The sequence below is a fragment of the Microbacterium sp. C23T genome (assembly GCF_053345975.1).
The window spans coordinates 1-16,567 of the sequence record NZ_JBKFBD010000007.1; the positions used below are offsets into that span (position 1 = coordinate 1).

Below are 16,567 nucleotides of genomic sequence, written 5' to 3' on the forward strand. Positions count from 1 at the left end.
ATCAGACACCGAACGACGCAACGCGCTACCCGACTGGCTGCACTTCTACAATCACCACAGGCAACACTCCGCCATCGGAGCCGCACCCATCAGCAGACTCAACAACCTGCCTGGACATCACACCTAGCCGGCCTGCAGAACTCCTTCGATTCGGGGTAGGCACCGGTGGGTCAGGGACTCATCAGCTTCCGCGCGAGCGGATCGAAGGAGTTCAGCAGACCGCGGCGGGGAGCGGGATTCGACAGGGTCGACCGCAGCGCGGCGAGCACCTCTTCTCGCCGGTAAAGGATGTCCTCCGCGATGGGTGGGATCGTCGTGTAACCCAGCGCTGCCGCCGCAAGGTCGCGGCGACGGTCGCGTTTCTGCGACTCCCACCCTTCGTGGTGCGCACGGCTGTCGCATTCGACGATGAGCCAGCCGTCGACCACGAAGTCGACGCGGCCGACCCCGGCGATCTTCACCTGGACCTCGGTCCGGCAGCCGAGCCCGCGCAGCATCAGTCGCATGATGGTCTCCGGCCCCGACTCCGATCGAGGGTCGAGCAGACGGCGAAGCCGCCGGTACTGCCGCGGCAGCAGCGAGAACACGGCGGCGATGCCAGCTTCGTCGACGAGTCCGTGGTGCCAGGCGCTGTCCAGGGTGGCGATCGCGTCGCGCGGTCTCTGGCACCGGCATGCCTGTGCGAGCGCCTCGAGGAGGTCGGCGGCGAGTGTCTCCCGCTCGCGCGTGGTGGCCCGCCAATGCGCCACCACGTCAGCGCCGCGCGGCGGCAGTCGGCTGGCGCCCTTGTCGACCTGCACGTGCAGGCGGTCGCTCGTGTGGATGAAGACGCCGATCGTGTGCAGCAGCGACACGCAGTCGAGCCGGGCGCCGAGCCGCGCCGCCGTGAGCAGAGCGGGGTGGACGCCTGGTTGACAATAGCGGCCCTTGCGCAGCCGAAGGAGGCCCCCGGTGCGCACGAGACCGGCGATCGTGTGGCGGCTGAACCCTGCGTCTGCCAGCGCGCCCGGGCCGAGGAAGGTCGCAGAGAACACCTGGGCCGCGAGCAGAGGGGGCGCGGGAACGGGCACCCCATCCATCCGACACGCTGGGGCGCAGGACTCGGGCCATCCTTGCCGGATCTGTGGATCCGGTGGGTCGCTCGACGGTTGGGGAGGAGTCCGCGCGACACAGCGCCAGCGCTGCAGAACTCCTTCGAACCCCGCCTAGCCGCCGCTCCGGCGGGCGATCAAGCGGTCGCAAGTCATCGATCGAAGGAGTTCTGCAGCGCCGACAGTGCCCATTGGTGGTCGGTCAGCGGCGGGCCACGTCGGGGTGTGACGCCAGGTACGCCTCGAAGGCCTCAGACGAGGTCTTCGAGGGGGTGAACCCGAACCCGTCCTTCAGCTTCGCGTTCGCGAGCACGGGACGGTAGCGGAGGAAGCGCACCTGTTCCGGGCCGTGGACGGTGAGGCGCAGCATCCGTCCCATCCGCAGGCCGAAGCCCAGCAGCCCGGCAGGCACGGTCACGACGGGCTTGCCGAGGCGCCGGGCGATCTCGGGCACGGTCACGCGGCCGTCGCCGGCGACGTTGTAGATGCCGGGAGGGCCGTCGGTGGCGGCGCGCGCCATCGCGGCGGCGACGTCGTCGACCCACACGAAGACGAAGGGCGACTCCGAGCCGCGCACCTTGAGGAGGGCGGGGCCGTCCCAGAGCGCCGTGATCTGGTTCTGCACCGTCGGGCCCAGGATCGTGCCGATGCGGAACACGACCTGCTCGAGCTCGGGGTGCGCCTCGCGGTATCCGGCGAGCAGCTGCTCGACCAGACGCTTGTGCTTCGAGTACGGGAACTCGTCGTTGCCCCGCACGGGGTCGCTCTCGCGCAGCCACTCGGGGTTGTCGGCGTGATAGCCGTAGGCGGCGCCGGACGACGACACCACGATCCGCTTCACACCGGCCTCCACGCACGCCTCGAGCACGTGCCGCGAGCCGTCCACATCCACCCGGTATTCGAGGCCGTGGTCGCGGCCGGGGTTGACGATCGCGGCGAGGTGCACGACGACGTCGATCCGGTGGCGGCGCAGCAGCGGCACGAGGCCGTCGGGACGGGTGACGTCGCACTCGTCGTACACGACGCCGTCGACGGGATGCTGCGGCCGCCGCAGGTCGCCGGCCACGACCAGCTCCACATCCGGGCGGGCGGCGAGGGCAGCGGCGACGCGCGAGCCGAGGAAGCCGGCGCCGCCGGTGACGAGGGCGCGGCGGCTCATGCGACGGGCTCCGCGGGATCGACCGACCCCGTCGCGGACCCGGTCGCGCCGTCCGCCGACGAGCGCAGCGCGTGGCGGGACGCGTCGCCCTTGGCGGAGCCCGTGCGCTTCTTGGTGTGCCGCGCCCAGAGGGCCGCGACGATGAGCCCCGCGATGATGTCCCAGATGCCCCACCAGCCGGCGACGATCGCCATGCCGCCGAGGCCCCCGAAGAACGCGAAGACGAGTCCGAGACCCAGGCCCGCGTTGCGGATGCCGACCTCGAACGTCATCGCCTTGCGCTCGCGGGTGCCGAGGCCGCCGACGACCGCGGTGCTGTACCCGATCGCCAGGGCGACCGCATCGTGGATCGTGACGACGAGGATGATGACGCCGAGGAACGCGACGAAGTAGGCCCAGTTGCCGACGAGTGCGGCGACGATGAAGCCGACGAGCGCGAGCAGCGAGAACCACTTCACGAACGGCTGCACGCGCTTCGCGAAGACGGGGAAGCGGTGCCGGATGAACAGGCCCAGCGCGAACGGCAGACCGATGATGAGCAGGATGTCGCCGAGCATCGCCCACGCGTCGAGCGACACCGCCTCGAGCAGCGTGCGCGCCGTCGGGTGCAGCGAACCCCAGAACGCGATCGACAGCGGCAGCACGAAGATGTAGACGATGTTCGAGACGGCGGTCATCGACACCGAGAGCGCCACGTTGCCGCCGGAGCGATGCGTGAGCACCTGCGAGATGTTGCCCGGCGGGCAGCAGGCGACGAGGATCATGCCGAGCGCCATGGACGGCGTCACCGGCAGGATCAGGGTCAGCCCGAACGTCACGGCGGGCAGCACGATGAGCTGCGCGAGGATCGCGATGACGAAGGGCTTCGGCTTGCGCGCGACGACCTTGAAGTCGTCCAGGGTCGTATCCAGCGCGATGCCGAACATGATCAGCCCGAGCACGACGTTGAGGATCACGAGTGTGCCCGGATTGAAGTTGAGCACGACGTCGTCGGGGTTCACGCCGTCACCTCCCGGCGGGCGGCACCGCGCGCCCGTCGCGGGCCGCGGGCTGCGGCATCCGTCTTCAGCGCCTGAGTGGCTGTGCGGACGGCGCCGCGGTAGGCGTCTTTGTTGACGTAGTACGACATGCGCTCGAGGCCCAGGTAGTTGTAGCCCCCGGTGAGGTCGGGCCACGGTTCGCCCGTCACGCGCGCCCGGAAGGCGGCCGCGCGGTCGGGGTGGCGCTGGAGTGCCGCCAGGTACGCGGCGATGAGCTCGGCCTGCTCGTACCGACCCTGCCAGCCGATTCCGGATGCCTCGATCATGCCCATCACGTAGAGCCCGTTGAACGTCGGGGTGAAGGTGTTGAGGAAGAGGCGCGGCGCCATGCCCGACCACGCGAGGGCGCCGCGGTCGACGAACGGGTAGTCGAGCTTGTAGCCGGTGGCGAGCAGCACCGTGTCGTACTCGGCCGACGACCCGTCGCGGAAGTGCACCGTACGCCCGTCGAAGCGGTCGATGTCGGGAACGATCCGCAGGTCGCCCTGGCCCAGGTGGTTGAGGATGAGCGTGTTGACGATGGGGTGCGACTCGTAGATCTTGTAGTCGGGCTTGGGGAACCCGAACCGCACGGGGTCGCCGGTGAAGGCGCGCAGCACCCGCGTGTCCACGAACTGCTTGATGCGCGCCGGGAGCGGCTTGCCCTGGTTGAGCGTGTCGGAGGGCTTGCCGAACAGATAGCGCGGCACGAAGTAGTAGCCGCGGCGCACGCTCATGTCGACGGATGCCGCGTGGTGCACGGCATCGACCGCGATGTCGCAGCCGGAGTTGCCCGCGCCGATGATGAGCACCCGCTTGCCGGTGAGCTGGGTCGCGGACTTGTAGGCGCTCGTGTGGAGGAGCTCACCCGTGAACTCACCACGGAAAGCGGGGACGTTCGGCTCGGCGAGCGTGCCGTTCGCGAGGATCACCCCGTCATAGCGCTGCTCGACCGGGCCGTCGCCGCCGGTCCCTGAGCTTGTCGAGGGGCCCTCGGCGCGCAGCATCCAACCGCCGTCGTCCGTGGGCTCGAGCGAGGTGATCTTCGTGTCGAAGCGGAATCGGGCGGTCAGCCCGAAGTGATCGGCGAAGTCGCGGAAGTAGGTGATGAGCTCGCGGTGGCTCGGGTAGTCGGCCTTCGTGCGCATCGGGAACTCGGCGAACTCGGTCGTGGTGCGCGACGAGATGAGGTGCGCCGACTCGTACATCGTGGAGCGCGGGTTCTCGATGTCCCAGAGGCCTCCGACCCCGCGCGACGCCTCGAAGCCGTCGAACTCGATCCCGGCCCTCTGCAGCGCCCGAGCGGCGGAGAGGCCCGAAGGCCCGGCGCCGATGATGGCATAGCGGTGCGCGCTCATGCGTCCTTCATTCCGTCTCCACACGTCGTCGTGTCGTCGGCGCGACGGTGCCGACCCCAGTTTCGAGAGCAACCCTAAGCGTTAGTCGGAATTAACCGAAATCCCGCGTCGCCTCACACGAAGACTGCCAGGATGCCCCGCACCAGCACCACCGTCGCGCCGGCCCACGCGATGGCCAGCATCGCCACCCGGGCGATCCGCGGCGACACGTTGCGCGACAGGATCGTGCCGATCGCGATGCCGGCGATCGTGGCGACCACGAGGGTGCTCACGTCCTCGATGGGGGAGACGGGCAGCCCACGCAGCGCCACGGACGCGATGCCGAATGCCAGGAAGATGACCTGCACGCTGGCCGCGAAGCGGCGCTGCGGCCACTTGTCGCCGACCGCGTACGCGGCCAGTGCGGGGCCGGACAGGCCGCTCGCGGCGTTCATGAAGCCGGCGGCCGATCCGGCGACGATCGCGCCTGTCCGACCGGACAGCGACGCCGAGAGCGCGGGGATGTGACTCGCCACGAGCGCGAAGTACGCCATCGCGGCGATCAGCAGGAGCAGGGCGGCCTCCGGCAGCAGGTGCACCAGCAGCACGCCGAACGGCGAGGCCAGCAGTCCCGGCCAGATGAGCCACCACGTGCGCCGCCATTCGACGTGCTTCCAGACGAACGGGACCGCGGTGCACGCGGCCACGAGGGCGAGCAGCACGGCGATCGTGACCCCTTCGACCGGTCCGTAGAGCACGACGATCGGCCCCACGAGCACCAGCACGAACCCGAGTCCGGTGATGCGCTGGATCACCGCCGCGACGAAGGCCGCGATCGCCGCGAGGACCAGCGTGAGCGCCACGGGGTCAGCCCTGCGCGAGCGCGAAGGCTCCGACGAGCTCGGTGAGCTGGTCGCGCATGTCCTCGTCGGAGATCGTCGGGGTGTTGTCGCCGGCCTGCAGGCCGTAGTCGCCGAACGAGGAGTGGCTCGCGCCCTCGATCTCGTGCATCTCGGCGTCCTCGGGCAGCAGGTGGCGGGCGTCCGCGATCTTCTCGGGCGTCGAGAGCCCGTCCTCGCTGCCGGAGACGCTGATCACCGGCAGACCCGACTCCGACAGGTCGTTCGAGCAGTAGGAGCCGAACAGGGCCAGGCCGTCGGCGTCCGACGCGAGCTGGCACGCCCGGACGCCGCCGAGCGAGTGCCCGCCCACCAGCCACGTGTCGACGTCGGGCGCGAGGCCGGTGAACGTCGACAGCGGCCGGACATCGAAGAACGCGAGGTTGAGCCACGGCTTGGTGATGACGACGGTGACGCCGTCCTCGGCGACGAGGCCCGAGACCTTGTACGCGTACGCCCACGGGTCGACCTTCGCCCCCGGGATGTACACCAGTCCCACGTCGGCGGACTCGCCGGTGGGGGAGAGCACGATGCCCGCGTCGGTGTCGGTGATCTCGATGCCGGGGTTCGCCTTCACCTCCGCGAGCGGATCCGCCTCGGCGCCCATCACGCCGACCTGGCTCCAGATGAGGATGCCGACGACCGCGAGCACGATGAGCGCCCCGATCGAGCCGAGGATCCACCACAGCACCCGCAACCCGCGTCGGCGGGGCTTGGCCGCCGGCGCGGAGGGGGCGCCCGTCGCGGGGTCGGCGTCGGGTGCGGGATCGGCGTCGCGTGCGTTCACCTCACGAGCGTAGCCCGGCGGGAATCTACCCTTTCGCGCTTCCGAGCTCCGCCTGCCGGGCCGCCACGACCGCCTCGACCTTCGGGAAGAGTGGATGCTGCGGCTCGAGGCCCGTGACCGACTCGGTGAACGAGGCGGCATCCTGTTCTCGCAGCATCCGCTGCAGGTCCACCGACTGGGCGTCCTCGGTGTCGTCGAACGCGAGCGCCGCACCCATCGCCGCGACCAGCGCGTCGACGCCGAGCCCGCGCTCGGCGGCCTCGGCCGCCGGACCCACGAACCGCTCGTGCCGCGAGAGCTTGCGCAGCGGCTGCCGCCCGACGCGCCACACGGTGTCGGGGAGCGCCTTGTTGCGGAACCGGCCGAGGATAGTCGCGCGGTAGTCAGCCAGCGAGGCCGCGTCGAGCCCGTGCTTCGCTTCCAGCAGCGCCGACGTCTCTTCGAGCGCAGCCTCGACCCGCGACGCGATCGCCGGGTCCGCCAGTGCCCCGGCGATCCCCTCGACCCCGGCCTGCGCCCCGAAGTAGGCCGTGGCCGCGTGCCCGGTGTTGACCGTGAAGAGCTTCCGCTCGATGTAGGGCGCGAGGTCGTCGACGAAGTGCGCGCCCGGGATGTGGGGCGGGTCGTCGCCGAACGGCGGCCGCTCGATCGCCCACTCGAAGAACGGCTCGACGGTGACGTCGACGCCGGCGCCCTCCGGCTGGGCCGGCACGATGCGGTCGACCGCCGTATTGGCGAAGACCGCGCGGGCGGCGAGAGCATCCCATGCGTCGCCGGCGAGAGCCTTGATCTCGTCGCGCAGCAGGTCGGTGGCATTGATCGCGTTCTCGCACGCCATGATCTGCAGCGGCGGGCTCGAGGGGTCGCGGAGCGCCAGCCCTGCGACGATGTGCGGCGCGACGAACTTCAGGATCGTGGGTCCGACCGCCGTCGTGACGACGTTGGCCCCGGCGATCTCGTCGATGACCTTGTCGGGGTGCTCCGCGCTGTTGATGGCTGTGAAACCCGTCACCACCGTGTCGCGACCGCCCTCGCCCACCTCGTGCACCGTGTAGCGGGACACGTGGTTGATCGCGTCGACGAGCGGGGCGGCGACGTCCGAGAAGACGAGCTGGTACCCGCCCTCGTGCAGGAGCAGCCCGACGAACCCTCGCCCGATGTTGCCGGCCCCGAAGTGGACGGCCTTCATCACACGCCTGCCGCCGACACCAGGCCGAACAGCTCCTCCGGCGTCTGCGCGGTCTTGAGGCGTTCGACCTCGTCCTCGTCCGAGAAGAGGATCGCGATCTGCGACAGGATCTCGAGGTGCTCGTCGCCTTTGCCGGCGATGCCGACCACGAAGGTCACGGGGTTGCCGTCCCAATCCACGCCGCCGTCGTAGCGCACGACCGACAGCGCCGACTCGAGGATCTCGCCCTTGGTCTCGTTGGTGCCGTGGGGGATCGCGAGCTCGTTGCCCATGTACGTCGACACGGTCTGCTCGCGCTGGAGCATCGCGTCGTAGTAGGCGCCGGTCACCGCGCCCGCCGACTGGAGGATGTCGGCCGCCTCCCGCATCGCCTCGTCCCGTGTCGCGCTCCCGGAGTGGATGCGCACCTGCCCGATGCTCAGAACCTCGCGTGCCATGTTCTCGCCTTTCTCGTCGTTCGTCTCTGGTGTCGTCGGAGGAGATACGGATGCCGCGACCCGCCGCCCGTACCGAGCAGCGGGGCGCGGCCGTGCCGAGGGCGATGGGGCCGGGGGCTTCTCGCCCGCCCGGCCCCACCGCGGTCTCAGCTACGCAGTCCCATCCTCGTGCTGGGCGCGGACAAGGTCCACGACCTCGTCGTAGCGCGGCGAGTTCATGAAGTTGTCGACCGACACGTGCACCGAGCCCGGCGTCTTCTGCCGCGCCCGGTCGGTGAGCTGGTTCTGCGTGATCACGAGATCCGCCGACGCGTCCAGGGCCGCGATCGCCTTGTTGGTGACCGTGACGTCCTCGATGCCCGCCTTCTTGATCTTGTTGCGCAGCACGCTCGCGCCCATGGCCGACGAACCCATGCCCGCGTCGCACGCGAACACGATGTTCTTGATCTCGCGCTCGGTCATGGTGGCGGGCTCGATGCCGCCGTCCGCGCTCGTGGCGGCGCCGCTGCGCAGGCCGTCGAGCGCCGCCGACGTCTTGCCCTTGGCGGCCGCGGTCTGCGTGATCGCCGCGCCGAACGCGTCGTCGGTCGCCGCCATCGCCTCGAGGTCGCGCTTGCGCGACGCCCGCAGGATGACCCACGAGATGAGGAACGTCACGGTGGCGGCGAGCACCACCGAGAGCAGCACTGCGACATACGAGTTGTTCGCGACTTGAGCGATCACCGCGAAGATGCTGCCCGGTGCGGCCGGTGCTCTCAGGGCACCGCCGAGGAGCATGTTCGTCGTGACGCCGGTCATGCCGCCCGCGATCAGCGCGAGGATCAGCATCGGCTTCATCAGCGCGTACGGGAAGTACACCTCGTGGATGCCGCCGAAGAACTGGATCACCGCGGCGCCCGGGGCGGAGGCGCGCGCGGCGCCGATGCCGAAGAACGTGAACGCGAGGAGGAGACCCACACCGGGACCGGGGTTGGCCTCGAGCAGGAACAGGATCGACGAGCCGGTCTCGGCGGACTGCTGGATGCCGAGCGGCGTCAGCACGCCGTGGTTGATGGCGTTGTTGAGGAAGAACACCTTCGCCGGCTCGATGATGATGCTCGTCAGCGGCAGCAGGTTCATCGAGACGAGCCAGTCGACCGCGTTGCTGAGCACCTGCATGATGCCGTTGACGACCCATGCGATCGGGTAGAAGCCGATGATCGCGAGCACGAAGCCCCAGATGCCCGCCGAGAACATGTTCACGAGCATCTCGAAGCCGGCCTTGATCTTGCCTTCCCACAGGCTGTCCAGCCACCGCATGGAGTACGCGCAGATCGGCGCCATGATCATCGCGCCGATGAACATGTGCACCTGGCCGAGCTGGTTGTCGGCGGGGAGGTCGGCGTTGATCTGCGCGATCAGGTAGTCCGACCCCGCGATCGCGCCGAACGTGCCGATCGAGGCCACCACGCCGCCGCGCACGCCGTAGATGATGTTGCCGCCCGTGTAGGCGATGAGGATCGGCAGGAGGTAGTGGATGAAGGGCCCCACCAGCGTCGCGAGCGCCGGGACCGGGGTCCAGCCGACCGCGATGAAGAACGCGGTGAAGATGCCCCACGCGATGAGGGCGGGGATGTTCGGCATGATCATGCCGGACAGGAACGTGCCGAAGCGCTGGACTCCGACCCGCGCCTTGCTGGTGCCCGAGGCGGGCACTGACGCCGTTGTCATTTTGCTGTCTCCCTTGTGTGTGGGTGTCCGGGCCGCCGGGGCGACCTATCGGGTGGCCGCCTGCTGGGCTGCGGACCGGGCGGATGCCGCGTCATTGGCGGCGAGTGCGGCCGTGGCGATGTCGCGCGCCTCGGCGATGGTGTGCTGGAGAAGGGTGGCGCGCACGTCGGCGAGGGCCGTGGGTGCCATGGACAGGCTCGTGGCGCCCAGGCCGACGAGCACGACGGCGAGCAGGGGATCTGCCGCCGCCTCACCGCAGATGCCGACCGGCTTGCCGTTCGCGCGGCCGGCGTCGCCGACCTCGCGGATCAGGCGCAGCACCGCCGGGTGCCACGGATCCTGGAACGACGCGACCGATCCGAGGAGCCGGTCTGCGGCGAGCGTGTACTGCGTGAGGTCGTTGGTGCCGATGGAGGCGAAGTCCGCGTCCACCAGGATGCGGTCGGCGAGAAGCGCGGACGAGGGCACCTCGACCATGACGCCGGCGGTCTTGATGCCGTAGTCGCGGGCGAGGGCGGTGAAGTACTCCGTCTCCTCGACGGTGGCGATCATCGGCGCCATGACCCACAGGTCGGCGTCGGTGGCGGCATCCGCTTCGGCGAGGGCCGTGAGCTGTTCGCGCAGGATGTCCTCGCTGGCGCGGAGGGCACGGATGCCTCGGAGCCCGAGCGCGGGGTTCTCCTCGTGCGCGTCGTTCAGGAACGCGAGCGGCTTGTCGGCGCCGGCGTCGAGCACGCGCACGACGACCTTCTTGCCCGGGAACGCGGAGAGGAGCTTCGTGTACGACTCGCGCTGCTGCTCGACGGTGGGTGCCTGGTTGGAGCTCAGGAACAGGAACTCGGTGCGGAACAGTCCCACACCCTCGGCGCCCAGCGCGACCGCGTCGGCGGCGCCTTCCGGGTTGCCGAGGTTCGCCAGCAGCGGGATCGCGGTGCCGTCCGCGAGGGCGCCGTCGGTGATCGGAGCGGATGCTGCGGACGCACGTGCGTCTGCGCGGTTCTGCGCCCGCTCGAGCTCGTCGGCGGTCGGGTCGGTCGTCACGACGCCGGCGGCGGCATCCACGATCACCGTCTCGCCGTCGCGCAGTCCCGTCGCCGAGGTGGCGCCCACGATCGCGACGATCGACTTCTCGCGCGCGAGGATCGCGGTGTGAGAGGTCGGGCCGCCCTCGGTGGTCACGAGGGCCAGCACCTTGGTGAGGTCGAGGAGCGCGGTGTCGGCCGGTGCGAGGTCCTTGGCGACGAGCACGAACGGATGCCCGGGATCCGGCACGCCCGGGGCCGGCACCCCGCGCAGCCGGGCGATCACGCGCTGCGCGACGTCGTCGAGGTCGGCGGCGCGCTCGCCGAGGTAGCCGCCCATCGCCGTGAGCTGATCGCGGAACGACGCGAACGCGTCGTACACCGCGAACTCACCGGTCTTGCCCTGCGCGAGCCGCGTGCCGATCTCGTCGGCGAGGGTCGGGTCCTCGGCCATCATGGCCTGCGCCTCGAGCACCTCCTGCGCGGCGCCGCCCGCCTGCGCGCCGCGGGCCTCGAGCTCTCGCGCGACGGCGGCGACGGCATCCGTCACGCGCGCCTTCTCCTCGTCGGCACTGATCGTGCTCGGCGCGTCCGACGGAGCCGGCGCGGGCTCCGCCATTCGCGCGACGGGTCCCTGGGCGACGCCCAGTCCGATTCCCACACCCCGGAGTTCGGTCATGGTTCAGGCCTCCGCGTCGTGGTCGGTGGTCAGCAGTTCCGCGAGCGTGTCGAGCGTCGACTCCGCCCCGTCGCCGTCTGCCGTGAGGGTCACGTAGTCGCCCTGCTCGATGCCGAGCGCGATCACGCCGAGGATGCTCGCTGCATTCACCGGGCTCCCCGCGTCCTTCGCGATGGTGATCGGGATGCCGGCATCCTTCGCCGCCTGCGCGAACAGCTTCGCCGGACGCGCGTGCAGACCGTGCGCCGATCCGATCCGGACGGTGCGGGAGATGGGTGGCATGTCGTGACCTCTCTGTCTGTTCCTGGTTCGTCGCGGGTGAAGTTCAGTCCTGGAGCGGCGGCACCGCATCCGCGGCCGGGAGCGGCCCCCCGGGGCTCCCGATCGCGGCGCGGACCAGCGCGAGTGTCCGCGTGCCGTCCCGGTCTCCGAAGATGTCGGGCGGCAGCAGCACCACCGTCGTGCCTCGCGCGGCGGCATCCCGTTCTATGCGCTCGAGCGCATGGACCAGGTGCGGACCGACGAGGACGACGTCGGCGGCATCGAGATCGATCGGAAGCGACTGCTCGGTGCCGGCGAAGGCGGAATAGTCGAGTCCCTCTGCGTGGGCCGCGTGACGCACGCGCTGAGCGACGAAGGTGCTCGAGGCACCCGCTCCGCAGACCACCAGGATCCTCATCGATCCGCCTCCTCTTCTGGCCATTCTTGTGAGAACGCTGGGAGCGGCACAACCACTCCTTCTTCCGCGGGGGCGGAAACGCGGAAGCGGCCGACGGCCTCGGGCGACGGTGCGCGTGGTTGACTGGGCGTGTGACCCGAGCCCGGCAAGATCGTGTGCTCGGACTGCTCCTGCGCGACGGCGACTGGGTCACCGCATCCGCTCTGGCCGACGCGCTGGGCGTGACTCCGCGCAGCATCCGCTCCTACGTCACCGCCGCGAACGCGCGGGTGGCGCCGGGCGTCGCTGTGGAATCCGGGCCGCAGGGCTACCGCGCCGGATCCGATGCCGCGGCGGCTCTCCGGGCGGGCGGCGACACGGGCACACCACGCGATCGGCTGCACACGCTGGTGCGTTCGCTGCTCGACGCCCCGGAGGGCATCGAGGTGTTCGAGACCGCCGACGCGCTCCATGTCTCGCCGGCCACGCTCGACGCCGACCTCGCCCGCGTCCGCGGGCTCCTCGGCGGAACCGAGCTCACCCTCGAGCGCTCCGCGTCCCGCGCCCGGCTGCGCGGCACCGAGGGCGCGCAGCGACGCCTGCTGAGCAGGCTCGCCCACGACGAGATGGATGCGGGCTCCTTCGACCTCGCCGCCCTCCGCCGCACGCTCGGCGAGGGATCGGTCGGCGCCCAGGCGTTCGGCCCCTTCAAGACAGAGCTCGTCGCGCGCCTCGGCGAACTGGGCTGGTTCGTCAACGAGTTCGGCATCGCCGACGTCGTCATGCACATCGCGATCGCCGCAGACCGCACGTCGCGCGACCGCCCGCTCGACGCGGCCGGCGGCAGCGCGGCGGAGCGGCCGACCCAGAGCCAGGTCGCCGAGATCATCGCGGAGCTGTCCGAGCGGCACCTCGGCGTGCGGCTCGGCAGCGCCGATCTGCAGCACCTCGCGACGCTGGTGCTGACGCGCGTCGTCGCTCCCGACGGCCATGAGGACGCCGCATCCGGGACCGCTCCGTCGTCACTCGATCCCGAGGTCGAGGCCGTGGTGCGCGAGGTCGTGACGGCGGCCGCCGACGAGTTCCTCGTCGACATCGCGCACGACGACTTCGTGGCTCGGCTCGCGCTCCACGTCCAGAACCTGCTGCACCGCGCCCGCGAGCAGGCGTGGTCGCGCAACCCTTTGACGCGGTCGCTCAAGTCGACGTACCCGATGATCTTCGAGGTCGCGGTGTTCATCGCGAGCCGGCTGCAGCAGCGACTGGGAATCCCGCTTCCCGACGACGAGATCGCGTACATCGCGATGCACGTCGGGGGTCGGCTCGAGCGCAGCCGCCGCGCCGACCAGCTCCTCACCGCGACCATCGTGTGCCCCGGCTACTACGACCTGCACGAGCTGCTGCGCTCCAGCGTCGACCGCTCGCTCGGGCAGGCGATCGAGGTCGTGGGCGTCGAGACCCGCGTCGATCCCGACTGGGCCTCGATCGACACCGACCTCGTCCTGACGACGATCGACCCGCCCACGACGAACGACCGGATCGTGCGCATCCAGCCGTTCCTCACCGACGCCGACGTCGAGCGCGTGCAGGCCGCTGCCGGGAGGATCCGGCGCTCGCGCCGCCTCGCGCGGCTGCGCGCCGAGCTGGAGCGCTACTTCGAGCCGTCCGCGTTCCTCCGCGGCCTCGATGAGGCTGCCGGCGAGGAGGGCGTGATCCGGGGGCTGGGCGCCCTGCTGCAGGCCAGCGGCGTCATCGACGCCGAGTACGTCGAGCGCACGATCGAGCGCGAGCGCCTGTCATCGACCGCGTTCACCGACGCCCTGGCGGTGCCGCACGCGCTCGAGATGACGGCATCCCGCACCGCCATCGCCATCGGCATCGCCGACCCGTCGATCCCGTGGGGCGACGGGCGCGTGCAGGTCGTGGCGCTCGTGGCGTTCTCCGAGACCGACCGCGAGGCCTTCCAGACCGTGTTCGAGCAGTTCGTCGAGGTGTTCAGCGAGCGCGACAGCGTGCAGCGCCTCGTCCGCCGGGGCACCGACTTCAACGCCTTCCTCGACGAGCTCGTCGCCGTCATCGACGGCTGAGCCCGCCGAAGCCTGAGCCCGAGCCTGCCGCATCAGTCTTCGGGAACGGATGCTGCGCCCTCGGGTCAGCCGCGGGCGAGGCGCTCGGTGAGGTCGAGGCGGACGGCGGGCCACTCGGTCGGGAGGATCGAGAAGACCACGGTGTCGCGCAGGGTGCCGTCGGGGCCGAGGCGGTGGTTGCGGAGCACGCCGTCCTGTTTGGCGCCGAGGCGCGCGATCGCGGCGCGGGACTGGCGGTTGTGCCAGTGCGTGCGGAACTCCACCGCGATGGCGTCGCACTGATCGAACGCGTGGGCGAGAAGCAGCAGCTTCGAGGCGGTGTTCACGGCCGTGCGCTGGGCTTCGAGTCCGATCCACGTGTGCCCGATCTCGACGTGCCGGTTGGCCTGGTCGATGTTGCAGAACGTGGTCGTGCCGATCACTCGCCCGGTATCGAGCCGACGCACCGCCCACGGGTTCATGTGCCCCTCGTCGCGCCACGCCAGCCGCTGCGCGATGTCGGCGGCGATGCCCTCGGGGCGCGGCACCGAGGTGTACCAGGTGTGCTCCAGCCCCACCGCCGCGGCAGCGAGGTCGGCCTCGTGCTCGAGGGAGAGGGGTTCCAGCCGCACGTGCGCGTTCTCGAGGGTGACCGGCGAGGTGAGGAGCATGTTCCGAGCGTAGGCCGCGGGTGCGCGGAACCATGCCGGATGGGCATCGTGCGAAGCAACCCGATCGCGTTGACGTCCACATGCGCGCCCGCGCGTCGTCATACTTCGCAATTGTTCGCCCCGCCCGGCCCTCGCCTCCGGAGCCCCGCCTAGGCTCGAACGGTGCGTCCATTCCGGCGCATGCACAGCGAAGAGGACTCGAAACAGATGAAGACGAAGAGGCGAGTGATCGCCCCCATCGCACTGGCACTGGCGGCGACCATCGGTCTGGCCGCCTGCGCGCAGGGCGATGCCGCACCCGAGACGTCCGGTGCCGAGGCCACCGGCCAGCTCACCTACGCGATCGCGAGCGACCCGTCGTCGCTCAACCCGATCAACGTCAGCGACCGCTGGGGCCTGACCGTCACGAACATCGTCTACTCGCCGCTCGCGCGGGTCGAGGGCGACGGCACCGTCGTCAACGAGCTGGCCGAGTCCATCGAGCCCGCCGACGACGGCCTCTCGGTCACCGTCACGCTGAAGGACGGCCTGAAGTGGTCCGACGGCGAGCCTCTCACGGCCGATGACGTCGTCTTCACGTACACGAACAAGGCCGTCCGCGAGAACGGCAACGCCGACCTGCTGTACGTGGGCGACCAGCCCATCACCGCCGAGGCGACCGACGAGCGCACCGTGGTCTTCCACCTGCCGAGCGTCAGCGCCGCGGCCCTCAGCAACATCGCGACCGAGACGTACATCATCCCCGAGCACGTGTACGGCGACGTCACCGACTTCTCGGTGACCGAGCTCGACCCGCTCGCGGTCGGTTCCGGCCCCTACACGCTCACCGAGTACGAGCGCGGCCAGTACCTCACGTTCGAGGCGAACGAGAACTACTACGGCGCGGCGCCGAAGATCCCCGAGCTGACGCTGCGCATCGTGTCGGACCCGAACACGACCAAGACGGCGTTGCAGACCGGTGAGGTCGACGCGTCGTTCGCCACGCCCGACGCGATCGCCGAGCTCGAGGGCGCGGGACTCAACGTCTACCCGTACGCCGAGGGCCGCGTGGCCTACCTGGGCCTCAACGCCGCGAAGCTCACCGACCAGAAGGTCCGCCAGGCGATCTTCTTCGCCCTGAGCCGCGACGACATCAACACTGCCGCGTTCCTCAGCGACGACTACTACGAGAACGCCTACACGATCCTTCCGCCGAGCAACGCGTTCGCGACCGAGGACGTCGAGAAGTACGAACAGGACGCGGATGCCTCGGCAGCCCTCCTCGAGGAGGCCGGCGTCTCCGACCTCTCGTTCACGCTCGCGTACGCCGGGGCCGACCCCGCGCAGAAGACCGAGGCGACCCTCATCCAGCAGCAGCTGAAGGACGCCGGCATCACGGTGGAGCTCGCGGGCATCGAGCCCGCCGCGGTCTTCGAGGAGATCCAGAAGGGCGCCGACTCGCAGTACGACGCGTTCCTCGGCGGCTACATCATGGGTCAGGACCCCGACGCCTACAGCCTGCTGTACCGCACGGGCGCCTCGGCGAACTACTTCTCGTACTCGAACCCGGCCACGGACGCGCTGTTCGACCAGGGTGCTGTCGAGCTCGACCCCGAGGCCCGCACGGCGATCTACGCCGACCTGCAGGCGCAGATCGCCGAGGACGCGGTGGTCTTCCCGCTCGCCGACAACCTCAAGATCCTCGCCGTGAACCCGCGGATCGGCGGCGTCGAGGACGCCAAGCTGGTCCCGATCTACACGTTCGAGAACTTCGGGCTCCTCACCGAGCAGTAGAACGCCGAACGTCGCGGACGCGCCGCGCGGAGGTGGGCCCACGCGCCCCGAGGCTCCGCGCGGCGCGCCA

At 70.4% G+C, this 16,567-nt stretch carries 15 protein-coding genes and 1 pseudogene; 3 read left to right on the plus strand and 13 right to left on the minus strand.

Annotated features, from left to right (window positions below; all coding sequences use genetic code 11):
• Positions 1–127, plus strand: a pseudogene (locus ACLBXX_RS05495) (IS481 family transposase); the annotation flags it as partial.
• A 43-nt stretch (positions 128–170) separates the two neighbouring features.
• Here ACLBXX_RS05495 and ACLBXX_RS05500 read toward each other — a convergent pair.
• The 12 genes from ACLBXX_RS05500 to ACLBXX_RS05555 all read right to left on the minus strand — a co-directional run bounded on the left by ACLBXX_RS05500 (position 171) and on the right by ACLBXX_RS05555 (position 12,008).
• Positions 171–1,070 (minus strand): endonuclease domain-containing protein, encoded by a 900-nt coding sequence (locus tag ACLBXX_RS05500; RefSeq protein ID WP_447657197.1) that lies wholly within the window; start codon positions 1,068–1,070, stop codon positions 171–173.
• A 223-nt stretch (positions 1,071–1,293) separates the two neighbouring features.
• Positions 1,294–2,250: an SDR family oxidoreductase gene (locus tag ACLBXX_RS05505; protein ID WP_447657198.1), complete on the minus strand. Its 957-nt coding sequence runs from the start codon at positions 2,248–2,250 to the stop codon at positions 1,294–1,296.
• Positions 2,247–3,251, minus strand: a complete 1,005-nt coding sequence (locus ACLBXX_RS05510; protein WP_447657199.1) for a bile acid:sodium symporter family protein — start codon at positions 3,249–3,251, stop codon at positions 2,247–2,249. Before ACLBXX_RS05510 ends, ACLBXX_RS05505 begins: the two co-directional genes overlap by 4 nt.
• On the minus strand, positions 3,248–4,627 hold the full coding sequence (locus tag ACLBXX_RS05515; protein ID WP_447657200.1) for a flavin-containing monooxygenase: 1,380 nt from the start codon (positions 4,625–4,627) through the stop codon (positions 3,248–3,250). The genes ACLBXX_RS05510 and ACLBXX_RS05515 overlap by 4 nt, the downstream gene beginning before the upstream one ends.
• 113 nt (positions 4,628–4,740) lie before the next feature.
• On the minus strand, positions 4,741–5,469 hold the full coding sequence (locus ACLBXX_RS05520) for a TSUP family transporter (RefSeq protein ID WP_447657201.1): 729 nt from the start codon (positions 5,467–5,469) through the stop codon (positions 4,741–4,743).
• Between the two features lie 4 nt (positions 5,470–5,473).
• Positions 5,474–6,292 carry an alpha/beta hydrolase gene (locus tag ACLBXX_RS05525; protein WP_447657202.1) on the minus strand — a complete coding sequence of 273 codons (819 nt, stop codon included), beginning with the start codon at positions 6,290–6,292 and terminating at the stop codon, positions 5,474–5,476.
• Positions 6,293–6,317: 25 nt separating this feature from the next.
• A complete protein-coding gene (locus tag ACLBXX_RS05530) occupies positions 6,318–7,481 on the minus strand; it encodes a mannitol-1-phosphate 5-dehydrogenase (protein ID WP_447657203.1) in 1,164 nt (387 codons plus the stop codon).
• Positions 7,481–7,918: a PTS sugar transporter subunit IIA gene (locus ACLBXX_RS05535; protein ID WP_056370616.1), complete on the minus strand. Its 438-nt coding sequence runs from the start codon at positions 7,916–7,918 to the stop codon at positions 7,481–7,483. The genes ACLBXX_RS05530 and ACLBXX_RS05535 overlap by 1 nt, the downstream gene beginning before the upstream one ends.
• Positions 7,919–8,068: 150 nt before the next feature.
• Positions 8,069–9,628 (minus strand): PTS mannitol transporter subunit IICB, encoded by a 1,560-nt coding sequence (locus tag ACLBXX_RS05540; protein ID WP_447657204.1) that lies wholly within the window; start codon positions 9,626–9,628, stop codon positions 8,069–8,071.
• A 45-nt stretch (positions 9,629–9,673) separates the two neighbouring features.
• Positions 9,674–11,329 (minus strand): phosphoenolpyruvate--protein phosphotransferase, encoded by a 1,656-nt coding sequence (ptsP, locus tag ACLBXX_RS05545; RefSeq protein WP_447657205.1) that lies wholly within the window; start codon positions 11,327–11,329, stop codon positions 9,674–9,676.
• Between the two features lie 3 nt (positions 11,330–11,332).
• Positions 11,333–11,611, minus strand: coding sequence for an HPr family phosphocarrier protein (locus tag ACLBXX_RS05550; protein WP_045300983.1), 279 nt, complete (start codon positions 11,609–11,611; stop codon positions 11,333–11,335).
• 43 nt (positions 11,612–11,654) lie between these two features.
• Positions 11,655–12,008, minus strand: a complete 354-nt coding sequence (locus ACLBXX_RS05555) for a PTS sugar transporter (RefSeq protein WP_447657206.1) — start codon at positions 12,006–12,008, stop codon at positions 11,655–11,657.
• 131 nt (positions 12,009–12,139) lie between these two features.
• Between ACLBXX_RS05555 and ACLBXX_RS05560 the strand changes: the two genes are divergently transcribed.
• A complete protein-coding gene (locus ACLBXX_RS05560) occupies positions 12,140–14,074 on the plus strand; it encodes a BglG family transcription antiterminator (RefSeq protein WP_447657207.1) in 1,935 nt (644 codons plus the stop codon).
• Between the two features lie 65 nt (positions 14,075–14,139).
• On the opposite strand, the gene ACLBXX_RS05565 is transcribed toward ACLBXX_RS05560, so the two are convergent.
• The gene (locus tag ACLBXX_RS05565) at positions 14,140–14,724 is read right to left on the minus strand and encodes a GNAT family N-acetyltransferase (protein WP_447657208.1); all 585 of its coding nucleotides are present in this window, start codon (positions 14,722–14,724) and stop codon (positions 14,140–14,142) included.
• Between the two features lie 225 nt (positions 14,725–14,949).
• Between ACLBXX_RS05565 and ACLBXX_RS05570 the strand changes: the two genes are divergently transcribed.
• Positions 14,950–16,497, plus strand: a complete 1,548-nt coding sequence (locus ACLBXX_RS05570; RefSeq protein ID WP_447657209.1) for an ABC transporter substrate-binding protein — start codon at positions 14,950–14,952, stop codon at positions 16,495–16,497.
• Positions 16,498–16,567 lie beyond the last annotated feature (70 nt).

Excerpts from the sequence above, each read along its gene's own strand:
- ACLBXX_RS05565 (WP_447657208.1), bottom strand. The coding sequence starts at position 14,724 with ATGCTCCTCACCTCGCCGGTCACCCTCGAGAACGCGCACGTGCGGCTG.
- ptsP (WP_447657205.1), bottom strand. The coding sequence starts at position 11,329 with ATGACCGAACTCCGGGGTGTGGGAATCGGACTGGGCGTCGCCCAGGGA.
- ACLBXX_RS05540 (WP_447657204.1), bottom strand. The coding sequence starts at position 9,628 with ATGACAACGGCGTCAGTGCCCGCCTCGGGCACCAGCAAGGCGCGGGTC.
- ACLBXX_RS05535 (WP_056370616.1), bottom strand. The coding sequence starts at position 7,918 with ATGGCACGCGAGGTTCTGAGCATCGGGCAGGTGCGCATCCACTCCGGG.
- ACLBXX_RS05555 (WP_447657206.1), bottom strand. The coding sequence starts at position 12,008 with ATGAGGATCCTGGTGGTCTGCGGAGCGGGTGCCTCGAGCACCTTCGTC.
- ACLBXX_RS05530 (WP_447657203.1), bottom strand. The coding sequence starts at position 7,481 with ATGAAGGCCGTCCACTTCGGGGCCGGCAACATCGGGCGAGGGTTCGTC.
- ACLBXX_RS05515 (WP_447657200.1), bottom strand. The coding sequence starts at position 4,627 with ATGAGCGCGCACCGCTATGCCATCATCGGCGCCGGGCCTTCGGGCCTC.
- ACLBXX_RS05505 (WP_447657198.1), bottom strand. The coding sequence starts at position 2,250 with ATGAGCCGCCGCGCCCTCGTCACCGGCGGCGCCGGCTTCCTCGGCTCG.
- ACLBXX_RS05550 (WP_045300983.1), bottom strand. The coding sequence starts at position 11,611 with ATGCCACCCATCTCCCGCACCGTCCGGATCGGATCGGCGCACGGTCTG.